The following is a 24,145-nucleotide window of genomic DNA, read 5'->3' as shown; positions in this document are numbered from 1 at the left end:
CGATTCCGACCGTATCGATGAACGCTCCTTCAGATATGCCAACGACACCCGTTTTCCCCTCGCGCCTGCCGAACGTCGGCACGACGATCTTCACGGTGATGAGCGCGCTTGCCGCCGAAAAAGGGGCGGTGAACCTCGGCCAGGGTTTCCCGGATTTCGATTGCGATCCGCGCATCGTCGATGCGGTGGCCGCCGCGATGCGCAACGGGCACAACCAGTACCCGCCGATGGCCGGCGTCGCGCCGCTGCGCGACGCGATCGCCGACAAGATCGCGCAGGTGTACGGCCGGCGCTACGATCCGGCCGCCGAAATCACCGTGACGGCCGGCGCGACGCAGGCGCTGCTGACGGCAATCCTGTGCGCGGTGCATCCGGGCGACGAAGTGATCGTCGTCGAGCCGACCTACGACAGCTACCTGCCGTCGATCGAGCTCGCCGGTGGCAAGCCCGTGTTCGTCACGCTGGAGGCGCCTGACTACGCGATCCCGTTCGACCGTCTCGCGGCCGCGATCACGCCGAAAACGCGGATGATCCTGATCAACACGCCGCACAACCCGACGGGCACCGTGTGGCGCGAGGCGGACATGCGCAAGCTCGAGGACATCGTGCGCGGCACCAACGTGCTGATCCTGTCCGACGAGGTCTACGAACACATGGTCTACGACGGCGCGCGCCACGAGAGCGTCGCGCGCTATCCGGAACTCGCCGCACGCAGCTTCATCGTGTCGAGCTTCGGCAAGACCTATCACGTGACCGGCTGGAAGGTCGGTTACGTCGCGGCGCCTGCCGCGCTGACCGCTGAATTCCGCAAGGTCCACCAGTTCAACGTATTCACGGTGAACACGCCGATGCAGATCGGGCTCGCCGACTACCTGCGCGACCCGACGCCGTACCTGTCGCTCGCCGGCTTCTATCAGCAAAAGCGTGACTTCTTCCGGGCCGGCCTCGAGCGCACGCGCTTCAAGCTGCTGCCGTGCACGGGCACGTACTTCCAGTGCGTCGATTACTCGGCGATCAGCGACCTGCCCGAAGCGGAATTCTCGACGTGGCTCACGTCGGAGATCGGCGTGGCCGCCATTCCGGTGTCGGCGTTCTATCACGAGCCGCACGAATCGGGCGTCGTGCGCTTCTGCTTCGCGAAGCGGGAAAGCACGCTCGCATCCGCGCTCGAGCGGCTCGCCCGCCTGTAAGCCCGCACGGGGGCGGCCGCACGCCGCCCTTCGGGAAACGCGGTTACGAACGCGCGACGTTCGCCGCTTCGACATACGCCTTGCGCTCGGCTGCCACGCGCTGCGCGGCAGGGCGTTCACTCACCGTCTTGGCGTGCGCCTTCCAGTCGATGCCTGCATCGAGCAGGAAGTCGCGGCCGAATATGGCCTTCGTCGCCATCCCGATCACCGGCAGATGAACCCATGCGGCAATGTCCGCGAGGCCGAACGACTCGCCGAGCACATACGGCGAAAACCGCGTCATCTGCTTGAACGCATCGATCGCGCGCGGCAGGCGCTTCTCGACGTGCGCCTTCATCCCGTCGCTGACCTTGCCGCCGAAAAACGCTTCCGTGTACACCTCGCGCGCCACCCATTCGAGATACAGCTCGAGCGTCTCGACCAGTTCGCGCACCTTCGCCGCCGCGAACGGGCTCGCGGGCAAAATGCCTTTCTCGGGATAGCGCGCCGCCAGGTATTCGATGATCACCTGGGACTCGAACAGCGCACCCTCTTCGGTCTTCAGGAACGGAATCTTGCCGAGCGGCGAATCGGCGAGCTGCACCGGATCGCTGACCGGCAAAGCGCACACCGACTCCTCGAACGGTATATCGTGCTCGAGCAGGACGAACTTCACCTTGTTGTAGTAGTTGGACAACGGAATACCGCACAGCTGTAGCATCGGAGTCTCCTTCGTTGCTGGAGCACGGCCGCATCGACGCCGGCCGCCTCGAGATTCATCGCGCCGAAAAGCACGTTCGTGCTAGTCTAAAGCAAGTTTTTCGTCCGTCACGACAACATTACATCCGCTGCGGCGACGGACCTCGCTGTTCACGCGACACACTCGGCGTCGCCGCGCCACCCGATGGAGACACACTCGCATGAGTGCTGAACTGCTGGCCTCGCGGCCACCCGAGAGCGATTCGACGCTCGTCCTCACGCTGTCCAATCCCGGTGCGCGCAACGCACTGCATCCCGACATGTATGCGGCCGGCATCGAAGCCCTCGCCACCGCCGAGCGCGATCCGGCGATTCGCGCCGTCGTGCTGACGGGTGCCGATCGCTTCTTCTGCGCAGGCGGCAACCTGAACCGGTTGCTCGAGAATCGCTCGAAGGATCCGTCCTTCCAGGCCGACAGCATCGATCAGCTCGCGGCATGGGTCACGGCGATCCGCGCGTCGACGAAGCCGGTGATCGCGGCCGTCGAGGGCGCCGCGGCCGGCGCCGGCTTCTCGCTCGCGCTCGCGTGCGACCTGATCGTTGCCGCACACGACGCGAAATTCGTGATGTCGTATGCACGCGTCGGCCTGACACCCGACGGCGGCGGCTCGTGGTTTCTCGCCCGCGCGTTGCCGCGTGCGACCGCCGCCGAGATCCTGTTCGAAGGCAAACCCGTTGCCGCGGAACGCCTGCACGCGCTGGGCGTCGTCAATCGGCTCGCCGCGCCTGGCACGGCGCTGAGCGACGCACTGGCGTGGGCCGACACGCTCGCCGGCATCTCGCCGAACGCGCTCACGCGCATCAAGTCGCTGCTCGACGACGCCACCGCCCAACCGCTGGACGCGCACCTCGGCACCGAGCGCGATCATTTCGTCGCGTCGCTGCATCATGCGGACGGGCTCGAAGGCATCAGCGCATTTCTCGAGAAGCGCCAACCGCGCTACAAGCGCTGATCCACCGCGTCCCGACGCCACGCCACCGCGTCCATCCGGTGCGGCACGTCGACGCCGCGAGCACCGCCGGCGACGCTCGCCGGCCCGGCTGCGCATGCCCGCCGGCACGGGCGTTTCCGCCACCGGCAGCCCGCGCCGATCCATGCTCTAATGACCGCCTGTCGCGGCGCCGCCGGCGCCGTTTTCGCGCATGCCACACAGGAGTTGACGATGATCGACGTCTATAGCTGGGCGACCCCGAACGGCCACAAGGTGCACATCATGCTCGAGGAAACGGGCCTCGCGTATCGCGCCCATCCGGTCGATATCGGTGCAGGCGACCAGTTCGAGCCCGCGTTCCTGAAGATCAGCCCGAACAACAAGATCCCCGCGATCGTCGATCCGGATGGCCCCGGCGGCCAACCGATCTCGCTGTTCGAATCGGGCGCGATCCTGATCTACCTCGCGGAGAAGACCGGCAAGTTCCTGCCGACCGATCCGGCCGCGCGCTATGCGACGCTCGAGTGGCTGATGTTCCAGATGGGCGGTGTCGGCCCGATGCTCGGGCAGGCGCACCACTTCCGGCTGTATGCGCCGGAGAAGATCGAGTACGCGGTCAACCGCTACACGAACGAAGCGAAGCGCCTGTACAACGTGATGGAAAAGCGGCTCGGCGAATCCGAGTATCTCGCGGGCGACACGTATACGATCGCGGACATTGCGACGTTCCCGTGGACGCGTTCGTGGCGGAACCAGGGCATCGAGCTCGACGCGTTGCCGAACGTGAAGCGCTGGCACGAGGCGATCGCCGCGCGACCGGCCGTGCAGCGTGGCGTCGAGGTACTCGCGTCGATGCGCAAGGCGCTGCAGGACGACAAGGCACGCGAGGTGCTGTTCGGCGCAACGCAATACGCGAAGCACTGACACGCAGGGTGGACGCAGCGGCATCCGCGCATGCCGCTGCGTGCTTCAGAAGTAATGCAGCGTGATGAATTCCGCCGCGCATACCGGCAGCGGCGCGTCGGGACGCTCGATCTGCATCGATACCGACCACGTCACCTGAATACCGCCGCGCGCGGCGTCGGCGATTTCCTTCACCGCGAACAGCGCGCGCACGCGCGCCCCGACCGGCACCGGCTTCAAGAACCGTACGCGGTTGAGCCCGTAGTTCACGCCCATCTTCTGCTCGAAGCGCATTGCGTCGGTCATCAATGCAGGAATCAGCGACAGCGTCAGGAACCCGTGCGCGATGGGCCCACCGAACGGCGACTCGCGCCGCGCGCGTTCGGGGTCGACGTGAATCCATTGGTGATCGCCGGTCGCGTCGGCGAAACCGTCGACGCGCGGCTGGTCGATCTCGATCCAGCCGCTCGCGAGCGGCTCCGCGCCAACCCGCGCCTGCAGCGCCTGCGCGGACGCGATCAGCGGCAAGGTCACGTCGGTCATGCGTTCGCGCCTGCCGGATGGCGCAGCCCGAAAATCACCTTGGTGTGCACGCTGATCACCGTCTCGCCGGCTTCGTTCACGCCGACCCATTCCGTCGACACGATGCCGCGATCGGGCTTGCTCTCCGACACGCGCTTGTCGTGCACCTTCTGGTACATCGTGATCGTGTCGCCGGCGCGCACCGGCTTCAGCCAGCGGATCGAATCGATGCCCGGCGAGCCCATGCTGGTCGAGTCCGGCCCCAGCTTCTGGACCAGCAGGCTCATGAACACCGAACACGTATGCCAGCCGCTCGCGACGAGCCCGCCGAAGTGCGATGCCTTCCCTGCTTCCTCGTCGACATGGAACGGCTGCGGATCGTAGCGCTGCGCGAACGTCTTGATGTCGTCGGGCTCGAACGTGTAGCGGCCCACTTCGGTGGTACTGCCCACCACCAGATCTTCGTAACTGATGCCCACTGATAAGTCTCCTTGTCTGGCGCGCTCGCGCGTCGCCGTCATGCTACGTCGGTCTGCGCGAAATCGGGCAGCGCCGCGAGGCGGGCGAGGTGATGATCGGTATCGCCGAGCGTCGTCTCGATGATCGACAGCCGCTTGAACAGGTGCGCGGCGGCCACCTCGTTGGTCACGCCCATGCCGCCGTGCAACTGGATCGCCTGCTGGCCGACGAAGCGCGCGGCCGATCCGACCCGCGCCTTCGCGGCCGACACGGCCTTGCGCCGCGCATCGGCATCGCCGTTCGCATAGCGCACCGCCGCGAGATAGGTCAGCGAACGCGCCTGCTCGGCATGAATCAGCATGTCGACCATCCGGTGCTGTAGCGCCTGAAAGCGCGCGATCGGCACACCGAACTGCTCACGCGTCTTCGTGTATTCGACCGTCGCGCGATTCAGCTCGTCGAGCGCGCCAACCGCTTCCGCGCATAGCAGAAAGGTCGCGTAATCGGCAATCTGCTCGAGCGCCGCCGCGTCTCGCGCCCCGCCCGTCAGCAGTCGGGCCGGCGTGTCGTCGAACGTGAGCGTCGCGGCGCGCTGGCCGTCGATGGTCCGGTAGTCGACCACCTTCGCGTTGGCCGCATCGCGTTCGACGACGAAGAGGCCGATGCCGCCGCCGTCGACACGCGCGGGCACGATCCAGACGTGCGCCTGGGCGCCGTGCTGAACGACCGACTTGATCCCGGTCAGCCGGTACGTGCCGTCCTGCTCGCGCGCGCGCGTGTCGAGTTCGTACAGGTCGTAGCGCGCCTGCGGCTCATGGAACGCGACCGCCACGCGCTTTTGTCCCTGTGCAATCGCCTCCAGCAGCGCGGCGTCGTCGCCCGCGCCGGAGCCGGCGATCCGCAACGCCTCGACGCCGACCGCCGTGGCCCAGTACGGCTCGATCACGAGCGCGCGGCCGAGCTCCTGCATCACGACCAGCATGTCGACCGGCCCGCCGCCGAAGCCGCCCTGGGCGTCCGGCACCGGCAACGCGGTCAATCCGAGTTCGGTGAATGCGCTCCACTGCGCGTCGGACACACCGGTATCGCTGCGCACGATCGCCTGACGTGCCTCGAAGCCGTATTGCTCGCCGAGATACCGGCGCAGCGCATCGGCGAACTGCTGCTGCTCATCGGTAAAGCTGAAATCCATGGTTGTCTCCGTTCCCTGATCACAGCCCCAGAATCATCTGCGCGATGATGTTTTTCTGGATCTCGTTCGACCCGCCGTAGATCGACGTCTTCCGGTAATTGAAGTAGTACGCGGCGAGCGGCGCCGCATCGTCGTCGCCGGCGATGCTGTGCTCGCGTTCGCCGGCGAGGAACGGCACGTCGAACGGTGCGGCCAGCGGGCCGATCGCTTCGACCATCAGCTCGGTGAGCGCCTGTTGCACCTCGGTGCCCTTGATCTTCAGCATCGACGCTTCGGGGCCCGGCCCCTTGCCGCTCGTCTCGCGGCTGACGACGCGCAGCACCGTCACTTCCAGCGCCATCAACTCGACTTCGAGCGCCGCGACCTTCGCGGCGAACACGGGATCGGCGAGCAACGGCTTGCCGTTCTTGCGCTGGTTCGACGCGATGCGCTTCAGGAACGCGAGCTCCCGCTTCGACGCGCCGACGCGCGCGATGCCGGTGCGCTCGTGGCCGAGCAGGTATTTCGCGTAGGTCCAGCCGCGGTTCTCGTCGCCGACGAGGTTCTCGACCGGCACCTTCACGTCCTCGAAGAACACCTCGTTGACCTCGTGGTCCTCGTCGAGCATCACGATCGGGCGCACCGTGATGCCGGGCGTTTTCATGTCGATCAGCAGGAACGAGATGCCTTCCTGCTTCTTCGCGGCCGGATCGGTGCGCACGAGGCAGAACATCATGTCGGCGTACTGGCCGAGCGTGGTCCAGGTCTTCTGGCCGTTGACGACGTAGTGATCGCCGTGGCGCTCGGCGCGCGTGCGCAGCGACGCGAGATCGGACCCGGAACCCGGCTCCGAATAACCCTGGCACCACCAGTCCGAGCCGTCGAGAATACGCGGCAGATAGCGGCGCTTCTGCGCTTCGCTGCCGTATTTCATCAGAACCGGCGCGACCATCGACACCCCGAAAGGCAGCACGGTCGGCGCACCGATGCGCGCGCACTCCTCGTCCCAGATGTGCCGCTGCGTCGCGTTCCAGCCCGGGCCGCCATATTCGACTGGCCAGGCGGGCGCGGACCAGCCGCGCTGGCCGAGAATCCGGTGCCAGCTCGCGAAATCCTCGCGGTCGAGTCGTTTGTGATCGAGTACCTTGGCGCGCAGTGCGTGAGGCAGGTTGGCCTCGAGCCAGGCGCGGACGTCGGCGCGGAACGCGTCGTCGGCGGGGGAATAATCCAGATCCATGCGCAGTGTCTCCTGTCGACCCGAGTTAGCGCTTCGGCGCTTACTCGGGTCCCATGGCGTGGTTGGGTGGAGTTAGTGCTTCAGCACTTACTCCACCCCCACGGCGGTCGATTCGAGTTAGCGCTTCAGCGCTTACTCGGGTCCCATGGCGTGGTTGGGTGGAGTTGGCGCTTTAGCGCTTACTCCACCCCCACGGCGGTCGACCCGAGTTCGCGCTTTAGCGCCTGCTCCGATCTCATGCAAGGCTGGCCGCGACCGTCCGGCCCGGCCAAGGACACACTGCGTACGTCATTGCAGCGGTTCTTTCAGCGCGGCAGGAATCGGCAGCGGCATCACATCGATGCCTTCTTCGACCAAGGACTGCGCATCCTCCGGCGTCGTGACGCCACGAATGCTGCGTGCCGGCGCCTCGTTGTAATGAATGCGCCGCGCTTCCTCGGCGAAGCGCTCGCCCACGTTCTCGGTCTTCTCCAGCACCTCGCGCAGCGCGCGCATCACCTGCGCCTGCAGCGCACGCGGATCGGCCGGCTGCGGCTGCGTCGCGCCCGACAGGTTCAGGCGCGGCGCCGACGGCATCCGGTTGATCTCCGTCGTTCCGCACACCGGACATTCGACCAGCTTGCGGGACAACTGCGCTTCGAATTCATCGGCGGAAGCGAACCAGCCTTCGAACCGATGACCGTGCGGACACTGTAAATCGAGGACCTTCATGCTGAATCAGGGCGTGTGACGAGTGTAGCGCAAAAAGCGGTTTTGTGAACGATCGTGCTAAATCCGGATTGCGCAGCGCGAACGCACTGCGTCGCCAGATTGTAACGCGGCGCCCCGGCCGCCGCCGACGCCGCGCTCAGGGCGTGACGACCGGGCCGAGCGGCCACGTGCCGGACAGCACCTTGTCGAGCCACATGGTGCCGATGATCGTCTTCACGTCGGAGATCTGGCCCGTGCGCACCCACTCCTGCAGGTCGTCCAGCGTCGCGGTGAAGGTTTCGAGGAATTCGCCTTCGTCGAGCTTGCGCTCGCCGGCCGTCAGCCCGCGCGCGAGGTACAGGTCGATGAATTCGGTCGAATAGGAAATGATCGGGTGAATGCGGGCCAGGAACACGTATTCGCGCGCCGTGTAGCCCGTTTCCTCACGCAGCTCGCGCGCCGCGCACGCGAGCGCGCCTTCGTTCGGATCGAGCTTGCCGGCCGGGAATTCGGCCATCACCTTGCCGATCGGATAGCGGAACTGGCTCTCCATCAGCACGCGGCCGTCGTCGAACAGCGGGATCACCATCACCGCGCCCGGATGCTGCACGTATTCGCGCGTGGCTTTCTTGCCGTCCGGCAGACGGACGGTATCGCGCTTGAGCTTGAGGAACGCGCCTTCGAAGATCGCCTCGCTCTCGAGGCAGGTTTCGGTCAGTGCGGCGTCGTGATTGGGTAGTTCGGCCATCGGCGGCTCCTGGATGAGCACGACGGACGGCCGAAGCCGTCAGCGTCGTTTGACGAGATACTGGAACGTGAAGCCGGGAAACGCGAACACGACGAAGAGACTGAACGTGATCGCGTAAAACTGCCAGCCCTGTTCGAAGCGGTTGCCGGCGCGCGACTCGAGCCAGAAGCCGAGCGCGCCGACGATGAAGTACAGCACGATCAGCTCGCCGATCCGCACCCACGCACTCTTCTTCGTCGCGCCGAACGGCACGACGGCGAAGAGGCGTTGGTTCAGGAACGGCAGGTTGGCGCATACGAGCGCCAACAGCACGATGAACCAGCCGGCTGCCGACATTACAGCGGCAGCGTGTGGCGGATTGCCTGCAGGCAGGCGGTCAGCAGCGGGCTCGGGATCAGGCCGAGCACGACGACGGCCAGGCCGTTCAGCACGAGAATCGTGCGCTTGCAGAAATCGCCCGAGATCGGCGTCGAATCCTGCGGCGCATCGAAGTACATCAGCTTGACGATGCGCAGGTAGTAGAACGCGCCGAACAGCGACGTGATCACGGCCAGCACGGCCAGCCACGTGAGGCCCGCGTTGACGGTCGCCTCGAGCACCGCGAGCTTCGCGTAGAAGCCGACGGTCGGCGGAATGCCGGCCAGCGAGAACATCATGACCATCATCACGAACGCGAACACCGGGCTGCGCTTGTTGAGGCCCTTGAAGTCGTCGATCGTTTCGGCTTCGAAATCGCGGCGCGCGAGCAGCATCACCACGCCGAACGAGCCGAGCGTCGTGATCAGGTAGACGATCGCGTAGAACATCGCCGAGCTGTAGGCGTTCGCCGGCGCCGCCGCGTCGCCCTTCACGATGCCGGCGAGCAGGCCGAGCAGCACGAAGCCCATGTTCGAGATCGCCGAGTACGCGAGCATCCGCTTGATGTTGCGCTGGACGATACCGGTGATGTTGCCGACGATCAGCGACAGCGCGGCGAGGATCACGAGCGCGGTCTGCCAGTTCTGCGCGAGCGGCAGCAGGCCCATCACCAGGAAGCGCAGGCCCCACGCGAACGCGGCAACCTTCGGGCCGCCGCCGACGAACAGCGTCATCGCGGTCGGCGCGCCCTGGTAGACGTCCGGCACCCACATGTGGAACGGCACGGCGCCGAGCTTGAACGCGATACCGGCGACGATGAAGATCACGCCGAACATCAGCACGGCCGCGTCGGTGTTGCCGCCGACCGCCTTGTACACTTCGCCGAGCTCGAGCGAGCCGGTCGCGCCGTAGAGCATCGAGATGCCGTACAGCACGAAGCCCGATGCGAGCGCGCCCAGCACGTAGTACTTCATCGCGGCTTCGCTCGACTGCGCGGCGTCGCGGCGCAGCGCGATGACCGCGTACAGCGACAGCGACATCAGTTCGAGACCGAGGTACAGCGTCAGGAAGTTGTTGCCCGACACCATGACCAGCTGGCCGAGCAGCGAGAACATGCCGAGCAGGAACACGTCGCCGCGGAACATGTCGCGGTCTTCGAGGTACTTGCGCGAATAGACGAGCGAGACCGCGAAACCGAACGACACGACAGCCTTCATCATGCTCGCGAACGAGTCGACGACGACCATCTTCGAGAAGAAGTAGTACTGCTGCGGGTCGAGCGCCTGGACCGCGAACCACACGCCGGCGACGATCGACGAGACGACCGCGATCAGATAGGTCAGGCGGCGGCCGGACGCACCGGTAAAGGTGTCGTTCAGCCATGCGACGACGATGGCGGCCAGCACCAGCGCGTCAGGCAACAGGACATTCATAGGGGCGTTTTGCATGATCTTGAGTTCCTCCGCTCGCGATTACTGGGCCAGCGGCAGCTTCGACTGCGCGACGTGGGAGAGGAGGTTTTCGACGGAAACGTGCATCACGTCGGTGAAAGGCTTCGGATACAGGCCCATCAGCAGCGTGAACGCGGCGAGCACGGCCAGCATCAGGAATTCACGACGGCCGATGTCCTTCAGCTTGGCGACGTGATCGTTCGCGACCGCGCCGAAATACACGCGCTTGTACATCCACAGCGTGTAGGCCGCGCCGAGGATCAGCGTGAACGCCGCGCCGAATGCGATCCAGAAGTTGTACTGGACGGCCGCGAGAATCACCATGAACTCGCCGACGAAACCGGACGTACCCGGCAGGCCGCAGTTGGCCATCGAGAACAGCATCGCGAACGCCGCGAACTTCGGCATCACGTTGACGACGCCGCCGTAGTCGGCGATCTGGCGCGAGTGCACACGGTCGTACAGCACGCCGATGCATAGGAACATCGCGCCCGACACGAAGCCGTGCGAGATCATCTGGACGATCGCGCCTTCGACGCCGAGCTGGTTGAAGATGAAGAAGCCGAGCGTGACGAAACCCATGTGCGCGATCGACGAATACGCGACCAGCTTCTTCATGTCGGGCTGCACCATCGCGACGAGACCGATGTAGATCACCGCGATCAGCGACAGCGTGATCACGACGGGCGCCAGGAAGTGGCTCGCGTCAGGCGTGATCGGCAGCGAGAAGCGCAGGAAACCGTATGCGCCGAGCTTGAGCATGATCGCCGCCAGCACGACCGAGCCGCCCGTCGGCGCTTCCACGTGCGCGTCCGGCAGCCACGTGTGCACCGGCCACATCGGCACCTTCACCGCGAACGCGAGGAAGAACGCAATGAACAGCAGGATCTGCGGCGTCATCGCGATTTTCGCGTTCTGCCACGTCGCGAGGTCGAACGAGTGCGTTTCCGTGTACAGGTAAATCAGCGCGACCAGCATCAGCAGCGAGCCGGCCAGCGTGTACAGGAAGAACTTGAACGCCGCATACACGCGGTTCGGGCCACCCCACACGCCGATGATGATGTACATCGGGATCAGGGTCGCCTCGAAGAACACGTAGAACAGCAGGCCGTCGGCCGCCGAGAATACGCCGATCATGATCCCGGACAGGATCAGGAACGCCGCGAGGTACTGCGCGACGTTCTCGGTGATCACTTCCCAGGCGGCGATCACGACGATCACCGTGATCAGCGCGGTCAGCACGACGAACCACATCGAGATGCCGTCGACGCCGAGGTGATACGCGATGTCGAAGCGCTGGATCCACGTCGACTTCTCGACGAACTGCAGCGCAGCGGTGCTGGAGTCGAAGCCCGTGATCAGCGGGATCGTGACCGCGAGGCCGAGCAGCGCGCCGATCAGCGCGACCCAGCGAGCCGTCCCCGGATTTTTGTCGTTACCCACCGCCAGCACGAGGAGGCCGAAAACGATCGGCAGCCAGATCGCGGTACTGAGAATCGGAAAAGCGTGCATTAGTGTTGTCTCCCCGCCTTATTTGCCGCCGAGCGTTACAAACAGGGTCAGGAGCCCCAGCATGCCGATGATCATGGCGAACGCGTAGTGATAGATGTAACCGGATTGGAGGAAGCGGATCACGCCGGCGAACCAGCCGATGAACCGGGCGCTGCCGTTGACGAGGCCGTCGATCACCACGACGTCGCCCTCCTTCCACAGGCCGCGGCCGATCGCCACCGAACCGCGGGCGAACACCACTTCGTTGATCTTGTCCATGTAGTACTTGTTGTCCAGCAGCGTGTAGATCGGGCCGAACGCACGGCGGATCGACGCCGGCAGCTCCGGACGCTTCAGGTACAGGAACCACGCGACGACGACACCGGCAAGCGCGAGCCACACCGGCAGGCCCGACACCGAGTGCAGGCCCATGCCCACCCAGCCGTGGAACTCCTCGGCCATCTCGGCCAGCGCCGGATGGTTTTCGCCGATGAAGATCACCTTGTCGAACGCGACGCCGTGCTGGAAGAAATCGCCGAACAGCATCGGGCTGATCGCGATCGCGCCGATGATCACCGACGGGATCGCCAGCAGGACCAGCGGCACCCACACGACCCACGGGGTCTCGTGCGGCTCGTGCGCGTGGTCGTCATGACCGTGGCCATGACCGTGATCGTCGTGGCCGTGCGCGGCTGCCATGCCCATCGGCGACTCCGGATGCTTCGGCTTGCGGAAGCGCTCTTCGCCGTGGAACACCAGGAAGTACATGCGGAACGAGTACAGCGCGGTGACGAACACGCTCGCCACGACCGCGAAGTAGGCGAAGCCCGAGCCCGGCAGGTGCGACAGCTTCACCGCGTCGATGATCGAGTCCTTCGAGTAGAAGCCCGAGAAGAACGGCGTGCCGATCAGCGCGAGCGAGCCGACGAGCGACGTGATCCACGTGATCGGCATGTACTTGCGCAGGCCGCCCATGTTGCGCATGTCCTGGTCGTGGTGCATGCCCATGATGACCGAGCCGGCGCCGAGGAACAGCAGCGCCTTGAAGAACGCGTGCGTCATCAGGTGGAACACGGCGACCGGGTAAGCGGACACGCCGAGCGCGACGGTCATGTAGCCGAGCTGCGACAGCGTCGAGTACGCGACCACGCGCTTGATGTCGTTCTGGACGATGCCGAGGAAGCCCATGAAGAGCGCCGTGATCGCGCCGATCACCGTGATGAACGACAGCGCGGTATCCGACAGCTCGAACAGCGGCGACATGCGCGACACCATGAAGATGCCGGCCGTCACCATCGTCGCCGCGTGAATCAGCGCCGAGATCGGGGTCGGGCCTTCCATCGAATCGGGCAGCCACACATGCAGCGGGAACTGGGCCGATTTACCCATCGCGCCGATGAACAGGCAGATACAGGCAACGGTCAGCAGGCCCCAGTCGGTGCCCGGGAAGTGCAGGCTCGCGAGCTCCGCGCGCTTCGCGAACACTTCGCCGTAGTTCATCGAGCCGGCGAACGCGAGCAGCAGGCCGATGCCGAGCAGGAAGCCGAAGTCGCCCACGCGGTTCACGAGGAACGCCTTCATGTTCGCGTAGATCGCGCTTTCGCGCGTGAAGTAGAAGCCGATCAGCAGGTACGACACCAGACCCACCGCTTCCCAGCCGAAGAACAGCTGCAGGAAGTTGTTGCTCATCACGAGCATCAGCATCGAGAACGTGAACAGCGAGATGTACGAGAAGAAGCGCTGGTAGCCGTCCTCTTCCGCCATGTAGCCGATCGTGTATACGTGCACCATCAGCGAGACGAAGGTCACGACGACCATCATCATCGCGGTCAGCGAATCGACGAGGAAGCCGACCTCGAGCTTCAGCGAGCCGACGTTCATCCATTCGTAGACGGTCGCGTTGAAACTCGCGCCGCCCATCACGTCGAGGAAGACTTTCGCCGACAGGAGGAACGCGATCAATACGCCGAGGATCGTGATCCGGTGTGCGCCCTTGCGCCCGACTGCGTTCCCGAACAGCCCCGCAATCAGCGAGCCGGCCAGCGGAGCGAGCGGAATCGCCAGCAGCAGGTTTTCATTGAGTGTCGTTGACATAACAGCGTTGCCTGAAATTAACCTTTGAGCTGATCGAGATCCTCGACATTGATCGTGTCGAGCTTACGGAACAGGGTCACCAGAATCGCGAGACCGATCGCGGCTTCCGCTGCGGCGACGGTCAGCACGAAGAACACGAAGATCTGGCCGTGTACGTCGCCGAGGTAATGCGAGAACGCGACGAAGTTGGTGTTCACCGCCAGCAGCATCAGTTCGATCGACATCAGGATGATGATGACATTGCGGCGGTTCAGGAAGATCCCGACGATCGCGATCGCAAAGAGGATCGCGCCGAGCACAAGGTAGTGAGCAAGAGTCAGCATGGTTTTCTTTTCCTCCGCTTAGCCGTTGGTGCCCGAGCCGGCTTCGCTCTGCGCCGTTTCCGGCTGCGGCTTGTCCGCTTCCATCTTCACGAGGCGCACGCGGTCGTTGCGGCGCACCTTGACCTGATCCGACACGCGCTGGCGCTTGCTGTCCTTGCCCTTGCGCTCGGTCAGCCCGATCGCGGCAATGATCGCGACCAGCAGCACGAGGCCGGCGATTTCGAACGCGAAGATGTAGTCGGTGTAGATCACCTTGCCGATCAGGCGCGTATTCGACCAGTTGGCCATCTCGCCCGTCGCCATCGCATGCACGGTGTGCGTGTCGCCGTAGCCGCGCCACAGGATCAGCGCGGTTTCGATCACGATGATCGCGCCGACCACGGTTGCCATCGGGACGAAGCGCTTGAAGTCGCGGCGCAGGTAGTCGATGTTGATGTCCAGCATCATCACGACGAACAGGAACAGCACCATCACCGCGCCCACGTAGACCAGAACCAGCAGGATCGCGAGGAATTCGGCCTCCAGCAGCATCCAGATCGCGGCGGCGTTGAAGAACGCCAGCACAAGGAAAAGCGCAGACGCCACCGGGTTGCGCGAAGTGATCACCTTCAGCCCTGATACCACCAGGAGCAGCGCGAAGATGTAGAACAGTACGGTCGTGAATTCCATGATTACCGGTTCATCGTTAGGCCATAGTCAGGCGCGGCTTGCGGGACGCCCGCACCCGTCGCGGCGGCTCGGCCCGTTCATCGTTCATGCCGGGCCGGCACTGCAAACACAATCAACGATACGGCGCGTCGGCAGCCTTCGCCGCGGCGATGTCCTTCTCGTAGCGGTCGCCCACCGCGAGCAGCATTTCCTTCGTGAAATACAGGTCGCCGCGCTTTTCGCCGTGGTACTCGAGAATCTGCGTCTCGACGATCGAATCGACCGGGCAGCTCTCTTCGCAGAAACCGCAGAAGATGCACTTCGTCAGGTCGATGTCGTAGCGCGTCGTGCGGCGCGTGTTGTCCGCGCGCGTTTCCGACTCGATCGTGATCGCCAGCGCGGGGCACACGGCCTCGCACAGCTTGCACGCGATGCAGCGCTCTTCACCGTTTTCATAGCGGCGCAGTGCGTGCAGCCCGCGGAAACGCGGCGAAATCGGGGTCTTCTCTTCCGGGAACTGCACGGTGAACTTGCGCTTGAACGTGTAACGACCGGTCAGCGCGAGCCCCTTCAGCAGCTCGGTCAGGAAGAAAGTCTTAAAGAAGTGTTGGATTGCCGTCATGATTTCGTCCGATCTTTACTTCACCCAGATGTTCAGCGGCGACATCATCCAGAAGCCGACCACGACCACCCAGATCACCGTGACGGGCAGGAACACCTTCCAGCCCAGACGCATGATCTGGTCGTAACGGAAGCGCGGGAACGTCGCGCGGACCCAGATGAACACCGACAGCAGCGCGAAGACCTTCAGCACCAGCCAGAAGATGCCCGGGATGAACGACAGGAATTCGAACGGGGCGTCCCAGCCGCCGAGGAACAGCGTCGCGGCCAGTGCCGAGATCACGATCATGTTGATGTACTCGGCGAGGAAGAACAGCGCGAACGCCATGCCCGAGTAATCGATCATGTGACCCGCGACGATCTCCGACTCCCCTTCCACCACGTCGAACGGGTGACGGTTCGTTTCGGCGATGCCCGAGATGAAGTAGACGACGAACGCCGGCAGCAGCGGCAGCCAGTTCCACGACAGGAAGTTCACGCCGTGGCCGGCGAAAAAGCCGTGCTGCTGCGAACCGACGATTTCCGACAGGTTCAGGCTGCCGGCCGTCATCAGCACGAGCACCAGCGCGAAGCCCATCGAGATTTCGTACGACACCATCTGTGCCGCGGCGCGCATCGCGCCGAGGAACGCGTACTTCGAGTTCGACGCCCAGCCGGCCAGAATCACCGCGTACACGCCGATCGACGAGATCGCCATCGCGTACAGCAGGCCCGCGTTCACGTTCGCGAGCACGGCTTCCGCCTGGAACGGGATCACCGCCCACACGGCGAACGCCGGCACGACGGTCATCACCGGCGCGATCAGGTACAGCCAGCGGCTGGCGGCGCTCGGCTGAATGACTTCCTTCAGCAGCAGCTTCAGCACGTCGGCGATCGGCTGCAGCAGGCCGCCGGGGCCGACGCGGTTCGGGCCGAGACGCACGTGCATCCAGCCGATCAGCTTGCGCTCCCAGAGAATCAGGTACGCGACGCACAGCAGGATGACGACGGAGACGACGAGGATGCGCACGACTGCCCACACCGTCGGCCACGCGAAGCCGAGAAGCTCGGCCCCGCCCGCGTTGATCGTATCGAACAAGCTCATTTACGCCTTCTCCACCACCAGTTCACCGGACAGGCTGCCGAGCGCTGCGCCGGCAGGCGTCGCCGCCGACACGCGAACGACCGTCTCCGCAAGATTCGCGTCGCGCACAGCCGGCAACTGCACCGCACGCTCGCCCTGGCGCACGCGCACGGCGTCGCCTTCCTTCAAGCCCAGCTTGTCGAACAGCGCGGCCGGCAGGGCTGCGGCATGCGCCGCCTTCGCGGCGGCCGTCAGATGCAGCGCACCTGCGCGGCGCACGAGCGCGTCAGCATGATAGATCGGCACGTCGGCCAGGCGCTCGAAACCGCCGCTCGCGGCATTCGCCGCGGCGCGGGCCGGCGCGACCGACGTCTGGTTCGACAGGCGGCCCGCGACGCCGGCGTCGCCGAGCGCGGCGACACGCACTTCTTCCGCGGTCTCGTATTCGAAGTTCGGCAGGCCGAGCAGGCTGCCGAGCACGCGCAGCACCTTCCAGGCGGGGCGTGTGTCGCCGAGCGGGCGCACGACGCCGTTGAAGCTCTGCACGGTGCCTTCCGCGTTGACGAACGTACCGGCCGTTTCCGTGAACGGTGCGACGGGCAGCAGCACGTCGGCGTAGTCGAGGCCGTGCTTGAACGGCGACATCACGACGACCATCTCCGCCTGGTTCAGCGCGGCCAATGCCTGTGCCGGATCGGCGGTGTCGAATTCCGGTTCGACGTTCAGCAGCACGTAGCCCTTGCGCGGCTGCGCGAATGCTTCGCGTGCATTCAGGCCGCCTTCGCCCGGCAGCGCGCCGACGACGTGCGCACCGACCGTGTTCGCCGCTTCCGTCAGGAAACCGAACGTGGCGCCGGTGTTGTCGGCGATCCACTGCGCGACGGCGTGCAGCTTCGCGAATTGCGGATGACGGACCGCGACGTTGCCGAGCAGCACCGCGCGGCGTTCGCCGTTCGCGAGCGACTGCGCGACAGCCTGGGCCGCCGGCGACGCCGTCACGCCTGCGAGCGCGTCGGGCAGCGCGACGCCGCGCAGCTGCGCGACGGCCGCGGCGATGCCGGCCAGCTCGTCGAGCCACGCGGACGGCGCGGCGACGATGCGTTGCGCGGTCGGGATCAGCGAATCGTCGGCGGTCGCGTGCAGGAAGTGCAGCTTCGCGCCGTTCTTCGCCGCCTGACGCAGGCGCGATGCGAACAGCGGGTGGTCGCGGCGCAGGAACGAACCGACGACGAACGCGGCGTCCACGTTCGACAGATCGGCGATCGGCATGCCGAGCCACGGCGCGCCCTGGACCGGCGCCGAGAAATCCTGCTGACGCAGACGGAAGTCGACGTTCGGCGTGTTCAGTTCGTTGGCGAGCTGCTTCACGAGGAACAGCTCTTCCGCGGTGCTGTGCGCGCTCGCGAGCATCGCCAGCGCGTTCGCGCCGTGATCCGCGGCGATGCCCTTCAGGCCCTTCGCGACGTATTCGAGCGCGGTCTGCCAGTCGGTTTCGATCCACCGGCCGCCCTGCTTCAGCATCGGCTTCGTCAGGCGCTCTTCGCTGTTGAGGGCTTCATACGAGAAGCGGTCCTTGTCCGAGATCCAGCATTCGTTGATCGCTTCGTTCTCGAACGGCAGCACGCGCATCACGCGGTTGTTCTTCACCTGCACGACGAGGTTCGCGCCGACGGAATCGTGCGGGCTCACCGACTTGCGGCGCGACAGTTCCCACGTACGGGCGCTGTAGCGGAACGGCTTGCTGGTCAGCGCGCCGACCGGGCACAGGTCGATCATGTTGCCCGACATTTCGGAGTCGACCGTCTTGCCGACGAACGTCGTGATTTCCGAGTGCTCGCCGCGGCCCAGCATGCCGAACTCCATCACGCCGGCGATTTCCTGGCCGAAGCGGACGCAGCGCGTGCAGTGGATGCAGCGCGACATCTCTTCCATCGAGATCAGCGGGCCCACGTTCTTGTGGAACACCACGCGCTTTTCTTCCGAGTAGCGCGACGACGACTTGCCGTAGCCGACAGCCAGATCCTGCAGCTGACATTCGCCGCCCTGATCGCAGATCGGGCAATCGAGCGGGTGATTGATGAGGAGGAATTCCATCACCGACTGCTGCGCCTTCACGGCCTTGTCGGATTGCGTGCGCACGATCATGCCGGCCGACACGGGGGTCGCGCAGGCAGGCACGGCCTTCGGCATCTTCTCGACTTCGACGAGACACATCCGGCAATTGGCCGCGACCGACAGTTTCTTGTGATAGCAGAAGTGAGGAATGTACGTATCCGCCTTGTGCGCAGCCTGGATCACCATGCTGCCTTCGGGCACCTCGACCTTCTTGCCGTCTATTTCAAGTTCAACCATGATGGTGAATGGTCCTTAACCTATTTCCGCCCGTTCGCGCGTTCGCCCGACCGTGCGCTCAAATTCCGCAACCGGGTTCGCTCAGGCTGCCGCCGCGTGCGCGTGGCCGCCGACCATGCAGTGCTTGTGCTCGACGTGGTACGCGAATTCGTCCCAGTAGTGCTTGAGCATCCCGCGTACCGGCATCGCCGCCGCATCGCCGAGTGCACAGATCGTGCGACCCATGATGTTCTCGGCCACCGAGTTCAGCAGGTCCAGATCTTCCTGGCGGCCTTCGCCGTGCTCGATACGGTTCACGACGCGATACAGCCAGCCGGTGCCTTCGCGGCACGGCGTGCACTGGCCGCACGATTCCTCGTAGTAGAAGTACGACAGGCGCAGCAGCGAGCGCACCATGCAGCGCGTCTCATCCATCACGATCACCGCGCCGGAACCGAGCATCGAGCCCGCCTTCGCGATCGAGTCGTAGTCGAGATCGGTCTGCATCATGATGTCGCCCGGGATCACCGGCGCCGACGAACCGCCCGGAATCACGGCCTTGATCTTCTTGCCGCCGCGCATCCCGCCGGCGAGCTCCATCAGCGTCGCGAACGGCGTGCCGAGCGGCACTTCGTAGTTGCCCGGGCGCTCGACGTCGCCCGACACCGAGAAAATCTTCGTGCCGCCGTTGTTCGGCTTGCCGATCTCGAGATAATTCTGCGGCCCGATGGACAGCAGGAACGGCACCGCGGCGAACGTCTCGGTGTTGTTGATCGTGGTCGGCTTGCCGTACACGCCGAAGCTCGCCGGGAACGGCGGCTTGAAGCGCGGCTGGCCCTTCTTGCCTTCGAGCGACTCGAGCAGCGCCGTTTCCTCGCCGCAGATGTACGCGCCGTAGCCGTGGTGCGCGTGCAGCTGGAACGAGAATTCCGAGCCCATGATGTTGTCGCCGAGGAACCCGGCCGCGCGCGCTTCATCGAGCGCGGCTTCGAAGCGTCGATACACTTCGAAGATTTCGCCGTGGATGTAGTTGTAGCCGACGGTGATGCCCATCGCATACGCGCCGATGGCCATGCCTTCGATCAGCGCGTGCGGGTTCCAGCGCAGGATGTCGCGATCTTTGAACGTGCCCGGCTCGCCTTCGTCCGAGTTGCAGACGAGGTACTTCTGCCCCGGGAACTGGCGCGGCATGAAGCTCCACTTCAGGCCGGTCGGGAAGCCCGCACCGCCGCGGCCGCGCAGGCCCGACGCCTTCACGTCGGCGATCACCTGCTCGGGCGGAATCTTTTCTTCGAGAATGCGGCGCAGCTGCTTGTAGCCGCCGCGCGCAACGTAATCTTCGAGGTGCCAGTTCTCGCCGTTCAGACCAGCGAGGATCAGCGGTTTGATGTGACGGTCGTGGAGGGACGTCATTTCGAGAGCTCCTCAAGCAGCTGGTCGATCTTCTCGCGGCTCATGAAGCTGCACATTCTGTGATTGTTCACCAGCAGCACCGGCGCATCGCCGCACGAGCCCATGCATTCGCCTTCCTTCAGCGTGAACTTGCCGTCGGGCGTGGTCTCGCCGAAGCCGATGCCCAGCTTCTGTTTCAGGTAGTCGGCAGTCGCTTCCGCGCCGCCGTGCGGGCCGAGCTGGCACGGCAGGTTCGTGCAGAGCGTGATCTTGTGCTTGCCGACCGGTTTGAGCTCGTACATCGTGTAGAACGTCGCGACTTCCTGCACGGCGACGGCCGGCATGCCGAGATAGTCCGCGACGAACTGCATCAGTTCGGGCGACAGCCAGCCATGCTCTTCCTGAGCCACGGCCAACGCCGACATCACGGCGGACTGTTTCTGATCGGCGGGATACTTCGTCAACGCTCGATCGATTTCCTTCAGGCCTTCAGCTGAGATCATTTTCAGACACGACTCTTTCAATTCCTACCGAACGAACAACCTGCCGCACACTGGGGTGCATGGACGGCAGACCTGGCGCTCACTCTGTTGACAGCTTGCGAAGCCGCGCCGGTTCGGCGCATACCGCATGGTGCTTCGCGTGTGACTGACTGCTCGCCGCCCGCGCTCGCGGGCGGCGCAACCATTAGCGATCGATTTCGCCGAACACGATGTCCTGCGTACCGATGATCGTGACGGCGTCGGCGATCATGTGACCGCGCGCCATTTCGTCGAGCGACGCCAGGTGCGCGAAACCCGGCGCGCGAATCTTGAGGCGATACGGCTTGTTGGCGCCGTCCGACACGAGGTAGATGCCGAATTCACCCTTCGGATGCTCGACCGCCGCGTACGCTTCGCCTTCCGGCACATGGAAACCTTCGGTGAAGAGCTTGAAGTGGTGAATCAAGTCTTCCATGTTGGTCTTCATGCCGACGCGCGACGGCGGGGCAACCTTGTGATTGTCCGTCATCACCGGCCCCGGATTCTTGCGGAGCCAATCAATACACTGTTTCGCGATGCGGACCGACTGGCGCATTTCTTCGACGCGCACCAGATAGCGGTCGTAGCAATCGCCGTTCACGCCGACCGGCACGTCGAAATCCATGCGATCGTACACTTCGTAGGGCTGCTTCTTGCGCAGGTCCCACGCGATGCCCGAGCCGCGCAGCATCGGGCCCGTCAGGCCCATCTGCAGCGCACGTTCCGGGCTCACCACGCCGATCCCGACCAGACGCTGTTTCCAGATCCGGTTGTCGGTCAGCAGCGTTTCGTATTCGTCGACGCACTTCGGGAAGCGCGTGAAGAAATCGTCGATGAAGTCGAGCACCGAGCCGCTGCGCGCCTCGTTCATCTTCGCGAGCGCCTTCTCGTTGCGAATCTTCGACGCCTTGTATTGCGGCATTGCGTCAGGCAGATCGCGGTAGACGCCGCCCGGACGATAGTAGGCCGCGTGCATCCGGGCGCCGGACACCGCTTCGTACACGTCCATCAGGTCTTCGCGTTCACGGAATGCGTACAGGAACACGGCCATCGCGCCGACGTCGAGCGCGTGCGCGCCGATCCACATCAGGTGGTTCAGCACGCGCGTGATTTCGTCGAACAGCACGCGGATGTACTGCGCGCGCTCCGGCACGTCGATGCCGAGCAGCTTTTCGATCGCGAGCACGTAGCCGTGCTCGTTGACCATCATCGACACGTAGTCGAGACGGTCCATGTACGGCACGGACTGGATGAAGGTTTTGGATTCGGCGAGCTTTTCCGTCGCGCGATGCAGCAGGCCGATGTGCGGATCGGCACGCTGGATGACTTCGCCGTCGAGCTCGAGCACGAGGCGCAGCACGCCGTGCGCTGCCGGGTGCTGCGGGCCGAAGTTGAGCGTGTAGTTCTTGATTTCTGCCATGACGCCCCCTTAATGTTTCAGACCGCCATAGCGATCCTCGCGGATCACGCGCGGCGTGATTTCGCGCGGCTCGATCGTCACCGGCTGGTACACGACCCGCTTCTCTTCCGGGTCGTAACGCATTTCGACGTAGCCCGACACCGGGAAGTCCTTGCGGAACGGGTGACCGATGAAGCCGTAGTCGGTGAGGATGCGGCGCAGGTCGGGGTGGCCTTCGAACACGATGCCGTACAGGTCGAACGCTTCGCGCTCGTACCAGTTCGCGGAAGCCCAGATGTCGACCAGCGACGCCACGATCGGCAGATCGTCGTCCGGCGCGAACACGCGCAGGCGCAGGCGCCAGTTGTTCGTGACCGACAGCAGGTGCGACACGGCCGCGAAGCGCGGGCCGTCGTAGGCGCCGTCGCCGAAGGTCTGGTAGTCGACGCCGCAGAGGTCGATCAGTTGCTCGAAACGGAGCTTCGGATCGTCGCGCAGCGTCTTTGCGACTTCGAGGTAATCGCTCGCCTTCACGACGAGCGTCAATTCACCGATCGCTTCGGTGAGGCTCACCACGCGCGCGCCGAGCGCGGCTTCGAGGTTCGCCTTCAGGGTCTCGATTTTGCTTGCCATATTGAGGGGACGCTCGGGGCTTTATTGACGGGCGATGGTATTGGTGCGGCGGATCTTCGCCTGCAACTGGATCACGCCGTAGACCAGCGCCTCGGCCGTGGGCGGGCAGCCCGGCACGTAGACGTCGACCGGCACGATCCGGTCGCAGCCGCGGACCACCGAGTACGAGTAGTGGTAGTAACCACCGCCGTTCGCGCACGACCCCATCGAGATCACCCAGCGCGGCTCAGCCATCTGGTCGTACACGCGGCGCAGCGCGGGCGCCATCTTGTTGCACAGCGTGCCGGCGACGATCATCACGTCCGACTGACGCGGGCTCGGGCGGAACACGACGCCGAACCGGTCCAGATCGTAACGGGCCGCGCCCGCATGCATCATCTCGACGGCGCAACACGCGAGCCCGAACGTCATCGGCCACAGCGAGCCGGTACGCGTCCAGTTGATCAGCTTGTCAGCCGTCGTGGTGACAAACCCTTCCTTCAAGACCCCTTCGATACTCATTTGCTTTCCACTCCAGACGAGCGACCGAGCGCGGCCGCCCATGCAAACCGGCGATTAACCCATCACTCCCAGTCGAGCCCGCCTTTCTTCCAGATATAGGCAAAGCCCAGCAGGAATTCGAGCAGAAAAATCATCATTGCGATGAAACCCGGCCAGCCGATGTCCCGGAGCGCGACGCCCCACGGGAACAGGAATGCGGTTTCGAGATCGAAGATGATGAACAGGATGGCGACGAGGTAGTACCGGACGTCGAATTTCATCCGGGCGTCTTCAAAGGCTTCGAAGCCGCACTCGTACGGTGCGTTCTTCTCGACGTCCGGCTTGTTGGGACCAAGGAGCTTGCCGATGCTGACCAGCGCTATACCTAAACCAGTGCCCACGAGGAGGAACAACAAGACGGGGTAATAGGCTGCGAGGTTCAAGGCAATCCTCTATCGGTTGGTTCTGAGCGTCCGGAGAATACCACTTCCGGCGGAAGGAATCATTTCGGAGTACAGGCGATCGCAAGACAACCGCAAGCACACCCCAGAAATGAAAAATGCCAGCCACTAGAAGCGGCTGGCATTGAGTAACTTTGGTGCCGACGGCGAGACTCGAACTCGCACAGCTTTCGCCACTACCCCCTCAAGATAGCGTGTCTACCAATTTCACCACGTCGGCACTGCATGCAACTCGGGTTGTGCTGCTGGTTCCCGCGAATCGCTTCAAGAATTAAATTCTAACCCGAGTC

25 protein-coding genes and 1 tRNA gene are annotated in these 24,145 nt (G+C 64.5%); 3 read left to right on the top strand and 23 right to left on the bottom strand.

Annotated features, from left to right (window positions below):
- Positions 1-17 precede the first annotated feature (17 nt).
- Complete coding sequence (locus C5F75_RS06760) at positions 18-1,190, top strand: pyridoxal phosphate-dependent aminotransferase (RefSeq protein WP_059583579.1); 1,173 nt, start codon at positions 18-20, stop codon at positions 1,188-1,190.
- Between the two features lie 43 nt (positions 1,191-1,233).
- Here C5F75_RS06760 and C5F75_RS06755 read toward each other — a convergent pair whose 3' ends face one another.
- Complete coding sequence (locus C5F75_RS06755) at positions 1,234-1,890, bottom strand: glutathione S-transferase family protein (protein WP_059583581.1); 657 nt, start codon at positions 1,888-1,890, stop codon at positions 1,234-1,236.
- A gap of 199 nt (positions 1,891-2,089) precedes the next feature.
- On the opposite strand from C5F75_RS06755, the gene C5F75_RS06750 reads away from it, so the two are divergent.
- Complete coding sequence (locus tag C5F75_RS06750) at positions 2,090-2,881, top strand: oxepin-CoA hydrolase, alternative type (RefSeq protein WP_059583584.1); 792 nt, start codon at positions 2,090-2,092, stop codon at positions 2,879-2,881.
- 210 nt (positions 2,882-3,091) lie between these two features.
- A complete protein-coding gene (locus C5F75_RS06745; protein ID WP_059583763.1) occupies positions 3,092-3,784 on the top strand; it encodes a glutathione binding-like protein in 693 nt (230 codons plus the stop codon).
- 45 nt (positions 3,785-3,829) lie between these two features.
- On the opposite strand, the gene C5F75_RS06740 is transcribed toward C5F75_RS06745, so the two are convergent.
- The 22 genes from C5F75_RS06740 to C5F75_RS06635 all read right to left on the bottom strand — a co-directional run bounded on the left by C5F75_RS06740 (position 3,830) and on the right by C5F75_RS06635 (position 24,075).
- On the bottom strand, positions 3,830-4,306 hold the full coding sequence (locus C5F75_RS06740; RefSeq protein WP_059583586.1) for a MaoC family dehydratase: 477 nt from the start codon (positions 4,304-4,306) through the stop codon (positions 3,830-3,832).
- Complete coding sequence (locus C5F75_RS06735; RefSeq protein WP_059583588.1) at positions 4,303-4,764, bottom strand: MaoC family dehydratase; 462 nt, start codon at positions 4,762-4,764, stop codon at positions 4,303-4,305. Before C5F75_RS06735 ends, C5F75_RS06740 begins: the two co-directional genes overlap by 4 nt.
- 38 nt (positions 4,765-4,802) lie before the next feature.
- On the bottom strand, positions 4,803-5,936 hold the full coding sequence (locus tag C5F75_RS06730; protein WP_059583590.1) for an acyl-CoA dehydrogenase family protein: 1,134 nt from the start codon (positions 5,934-5,936) through the stop codon (positions 4,803-4,805).
- Between the two features lie 19 nt (positions 5,937-5,955).
- The gene (locus tag C5F75_RS06725) at positions 5,956-7,152 is read right to left on the bottom strand and encodes an acyl-CoA dehydrogenase family protein (protein ID WP_059583591.1); all 1,197 of its coding nucleotides are present in this window, start codon (positions 7,150-7,152) and stop codon (positions 5,956-5,958) included.
- Positions 7,153-7,440: 288 nt separating this feature from the next.
- On the bottom strand, positions 7,441-7,863 hold the full coding sequence (locus C5F75_RS06720; RefSeq protein WP_050016483.1) for a DUF1178 family protein: 423 nt from the start codon (positions 7,861-7,863) through the stop codon (positions 7,441-7,443).
- A gap of 136 nt (positions 7,864-7,999) precedes the next feature.
- Positions 8,000-8,590, bottom strand: a complete 591-nt coding sequence (locus C5F75_RS06715) for an NUDIX domain-containing protein (RefSeq protein WP_059583595.1) — start codon at positions 8,588-8,590, stop codon at positions 8,000-8,002.
- Between the two features lie 39 nt (positions 8,591-8,629).
- Positions 8,630-8,926, bottom strand: coding sequence for a DUF2818 family protein (locus C5F75_RS06710; protein ID WP_059583597.1), 297 nt, complete (start codon positions 8,924-8,926; stop codon positions 8,630-8,632).
- Positions 8,926-10,380 carry an NADH-quinone oxidoreductase subunit NuoN gene (gene nuoN / locus C5F75_RS06705; protein ID WP_060966856.1) on the bottom strand — a complete coding sequence of 485 codons (1,455 nt, stop codon included), beginning with the start codon at positions 10,378-10,380 and terminating at the stop codon, positions 8,926-8,928. Before nuoN ends, C5F75_RS06710 begins: the two co-directional genes overlap by 1 nt.
- 39 nt (positions 10,381-10,419) lie before the next feature.
- Positions 10,420-11,910 carry an NADH-quinone oxidoreductase subunit M gene (locus tag C5F75_RS06700; RefSeq protein ID WP_104011999.1) on the bottom strand — a complete coding sequence of 497 codons (1,491 nt, stop codon included), beginning with the start codon at positions 11,908-11,910 and terminating at the stop codon, positions 10,420-10,422.
- 18 nt (positions 11,911-11,928) lie between these two features.
- Positions 11,929-13,983, bottom strand: coding sequence for an NADH-quinone oxidoreductase subunit L (nuoL, locus tag C5F75_RS06695; protein ID WP_059583601.1), 2,055 nt, complete (start codon positions 13,981-13,983; stop codon positions 11,929-11,931).
- Between the two features lie 17 nt (positions 13,984-14,000).
- Positions 14,001-14,306 (bottom strand): NADH-quinone oxidoreductase subunit NuoK, encoded by a 306-nt coding sequence (gene nuoK, locus C5F75_RS06690; protein WP_006478272.1) that lies wholly within the window; start codon positions 14,304-14,306, stop codon positions 14,001-14,003.
- A gap of 18 nt (positions 14,307-14,324) precedes the next feature.
- On the bottom strand, positions 14,325-14,975 hold the full coding sequence (locus tag C5F75_RS06685) for an NADH-quinone oxidoreductase subunit J (protein ID WP_011545812.1): 651 nt from the start codon (positions 14,973-14,975) through the stop codon (positions 14,325-14,327).
- 112 nt (positions 14,976-15,087) lie between these two features.
- Positions 15,088-15,576, bottom strand: coding sequence for an NADH-quinone oxidoreductase subunit NuoI (nuoI, locus tag C5F75_RS06680; RefSeq protein WP_006478270.1), 489 nt, complete (start codon positions 15,574-15,576; stop codon positions 15,088-15,090).
- Positions 15,577-15,591: 15 nt separating this feature from the next.
- Positions 15,592-16,659, bottom strand: a complete 1,068-nt coding sequence (gene nuoH / locus C5F75_RS06675; RefSeq protein WP_034207963.1) for an NADH-quinone oxidoreductase subunit NuoH — start codon at positions 16,657-16,659, stop codon at positions 15,592-15,594.
- Positions 16,660-18,990, bottom strand: a complete 2,331-nt coding sequence (nuoG, locus tag C5F75_RS06670) for an NADH-quinone oxidoreductase subunit NuoG (RefSeq protein ID WP_104011998.1) — start codon at positions 18,988-18,990, stop codon at positions 16,660-16,662.
- Positions 18,991-19,071: 81 nt separating this feature from the next.
- Positions 19,072-20,382, bottom strand: coding sequence for an NADH-quinone oxidoreductase subunit NuoF (gene nuoF, locus C5F75_RS06665; RefSeq protein WP_006478267.1), 1,311 nt, complete (start codon positions 20,380-20,382; stop codon positions 19,072-19,074).
- Positions 20,379-20,864 (bottom strand): NADH-quinone oxidoreductase subunit NuoE, encoded by a 486-nt coding sequence (gene nuoE / locus C5F75_RS06660; protein WP_006478266.1) that lies wholly within the window; start codon positions 20,862-20,864, stop codon positions 20,379-20,381. Before nuoE ends, nuoF begins: the two co-directional genes overlap by 4 nt.
- A gap of 184 nt (positions 20,865-21,048) precedes the next feature.
- On the bottom strand, positions 21,049-22,302 hold the full coding sequence (locus C5F75_RS06655) for an NADH-quinone oxidoreductase subunit D (RefSeq protein WP_059646605.1): 1,254 nt from the start codon (positions 22,300-22,302) through the stop codon (positions 21,049-21,051).
- A 9-nt stretch (positions 22,303-22,311) separates the two neighbouring features.
- Positions 22,312-22,914, bottom strand: a complete 603-nt coding sequence (locus C5F75_RS06650) for an NADH-quinone oxidoreductase subunit C (protein WP_059583606.1) — start codon at positions 22,912-22,914, stop codon at positions 22,312-22,314.
- A 21-nt stretch (positions 22,915-22,935) separates the two neighbouring features.
- Positions 22,936-23,415 carry a NuoB/complex I 20 kDa subunit family protein gene (locus C5F75_RS06645; RefSeq protein ID WP_006398799.1) on the bottom strand — a complete coding sequence of 160 codons (480 nt, stop codon included), beginning with the start codon at positions 23,413-23,415 and terminating at the stop codon, positions 22,936-22,938.
- 62 nt (positions 23,416-23,477) lie between these two features.
- Positions 23,478-23,837, bottom strand: coding sequence for an NADH-quinone oxidoreductase subunit A (locus tag C5F75_RS06640; protein ID WP_006398798.1), 360 nt, complete (start codon positions 23,835-23,837; stop codon positions 23,478-23,480).
- A 153-nt stretch (positions 23,838-23,990) separates the two neighbouring features.
- Positions 23,991-24,075: transfer RNA gene (locus C5F75_RS06635), tRNA-Leu, on the bottom strand.
- Positions 24,076-24,145 lie beyond the last annotated feature (70 nt).

It is taken from the genome of Burkholderia anthinoferrum (assembly GCF_002925705.1).
Taxonomy (GTDB): Bacteria; Pseudomonadota; Gammaproteobacteria; order Burkholderiales; family Burkholderiaceae; genus Burkholderia; species Burkholderia semiarida.
Note: the sequence above shows the minus strand (reverse complement) of the source record. Positions and strands in the feature narration are given on the sequence as shown.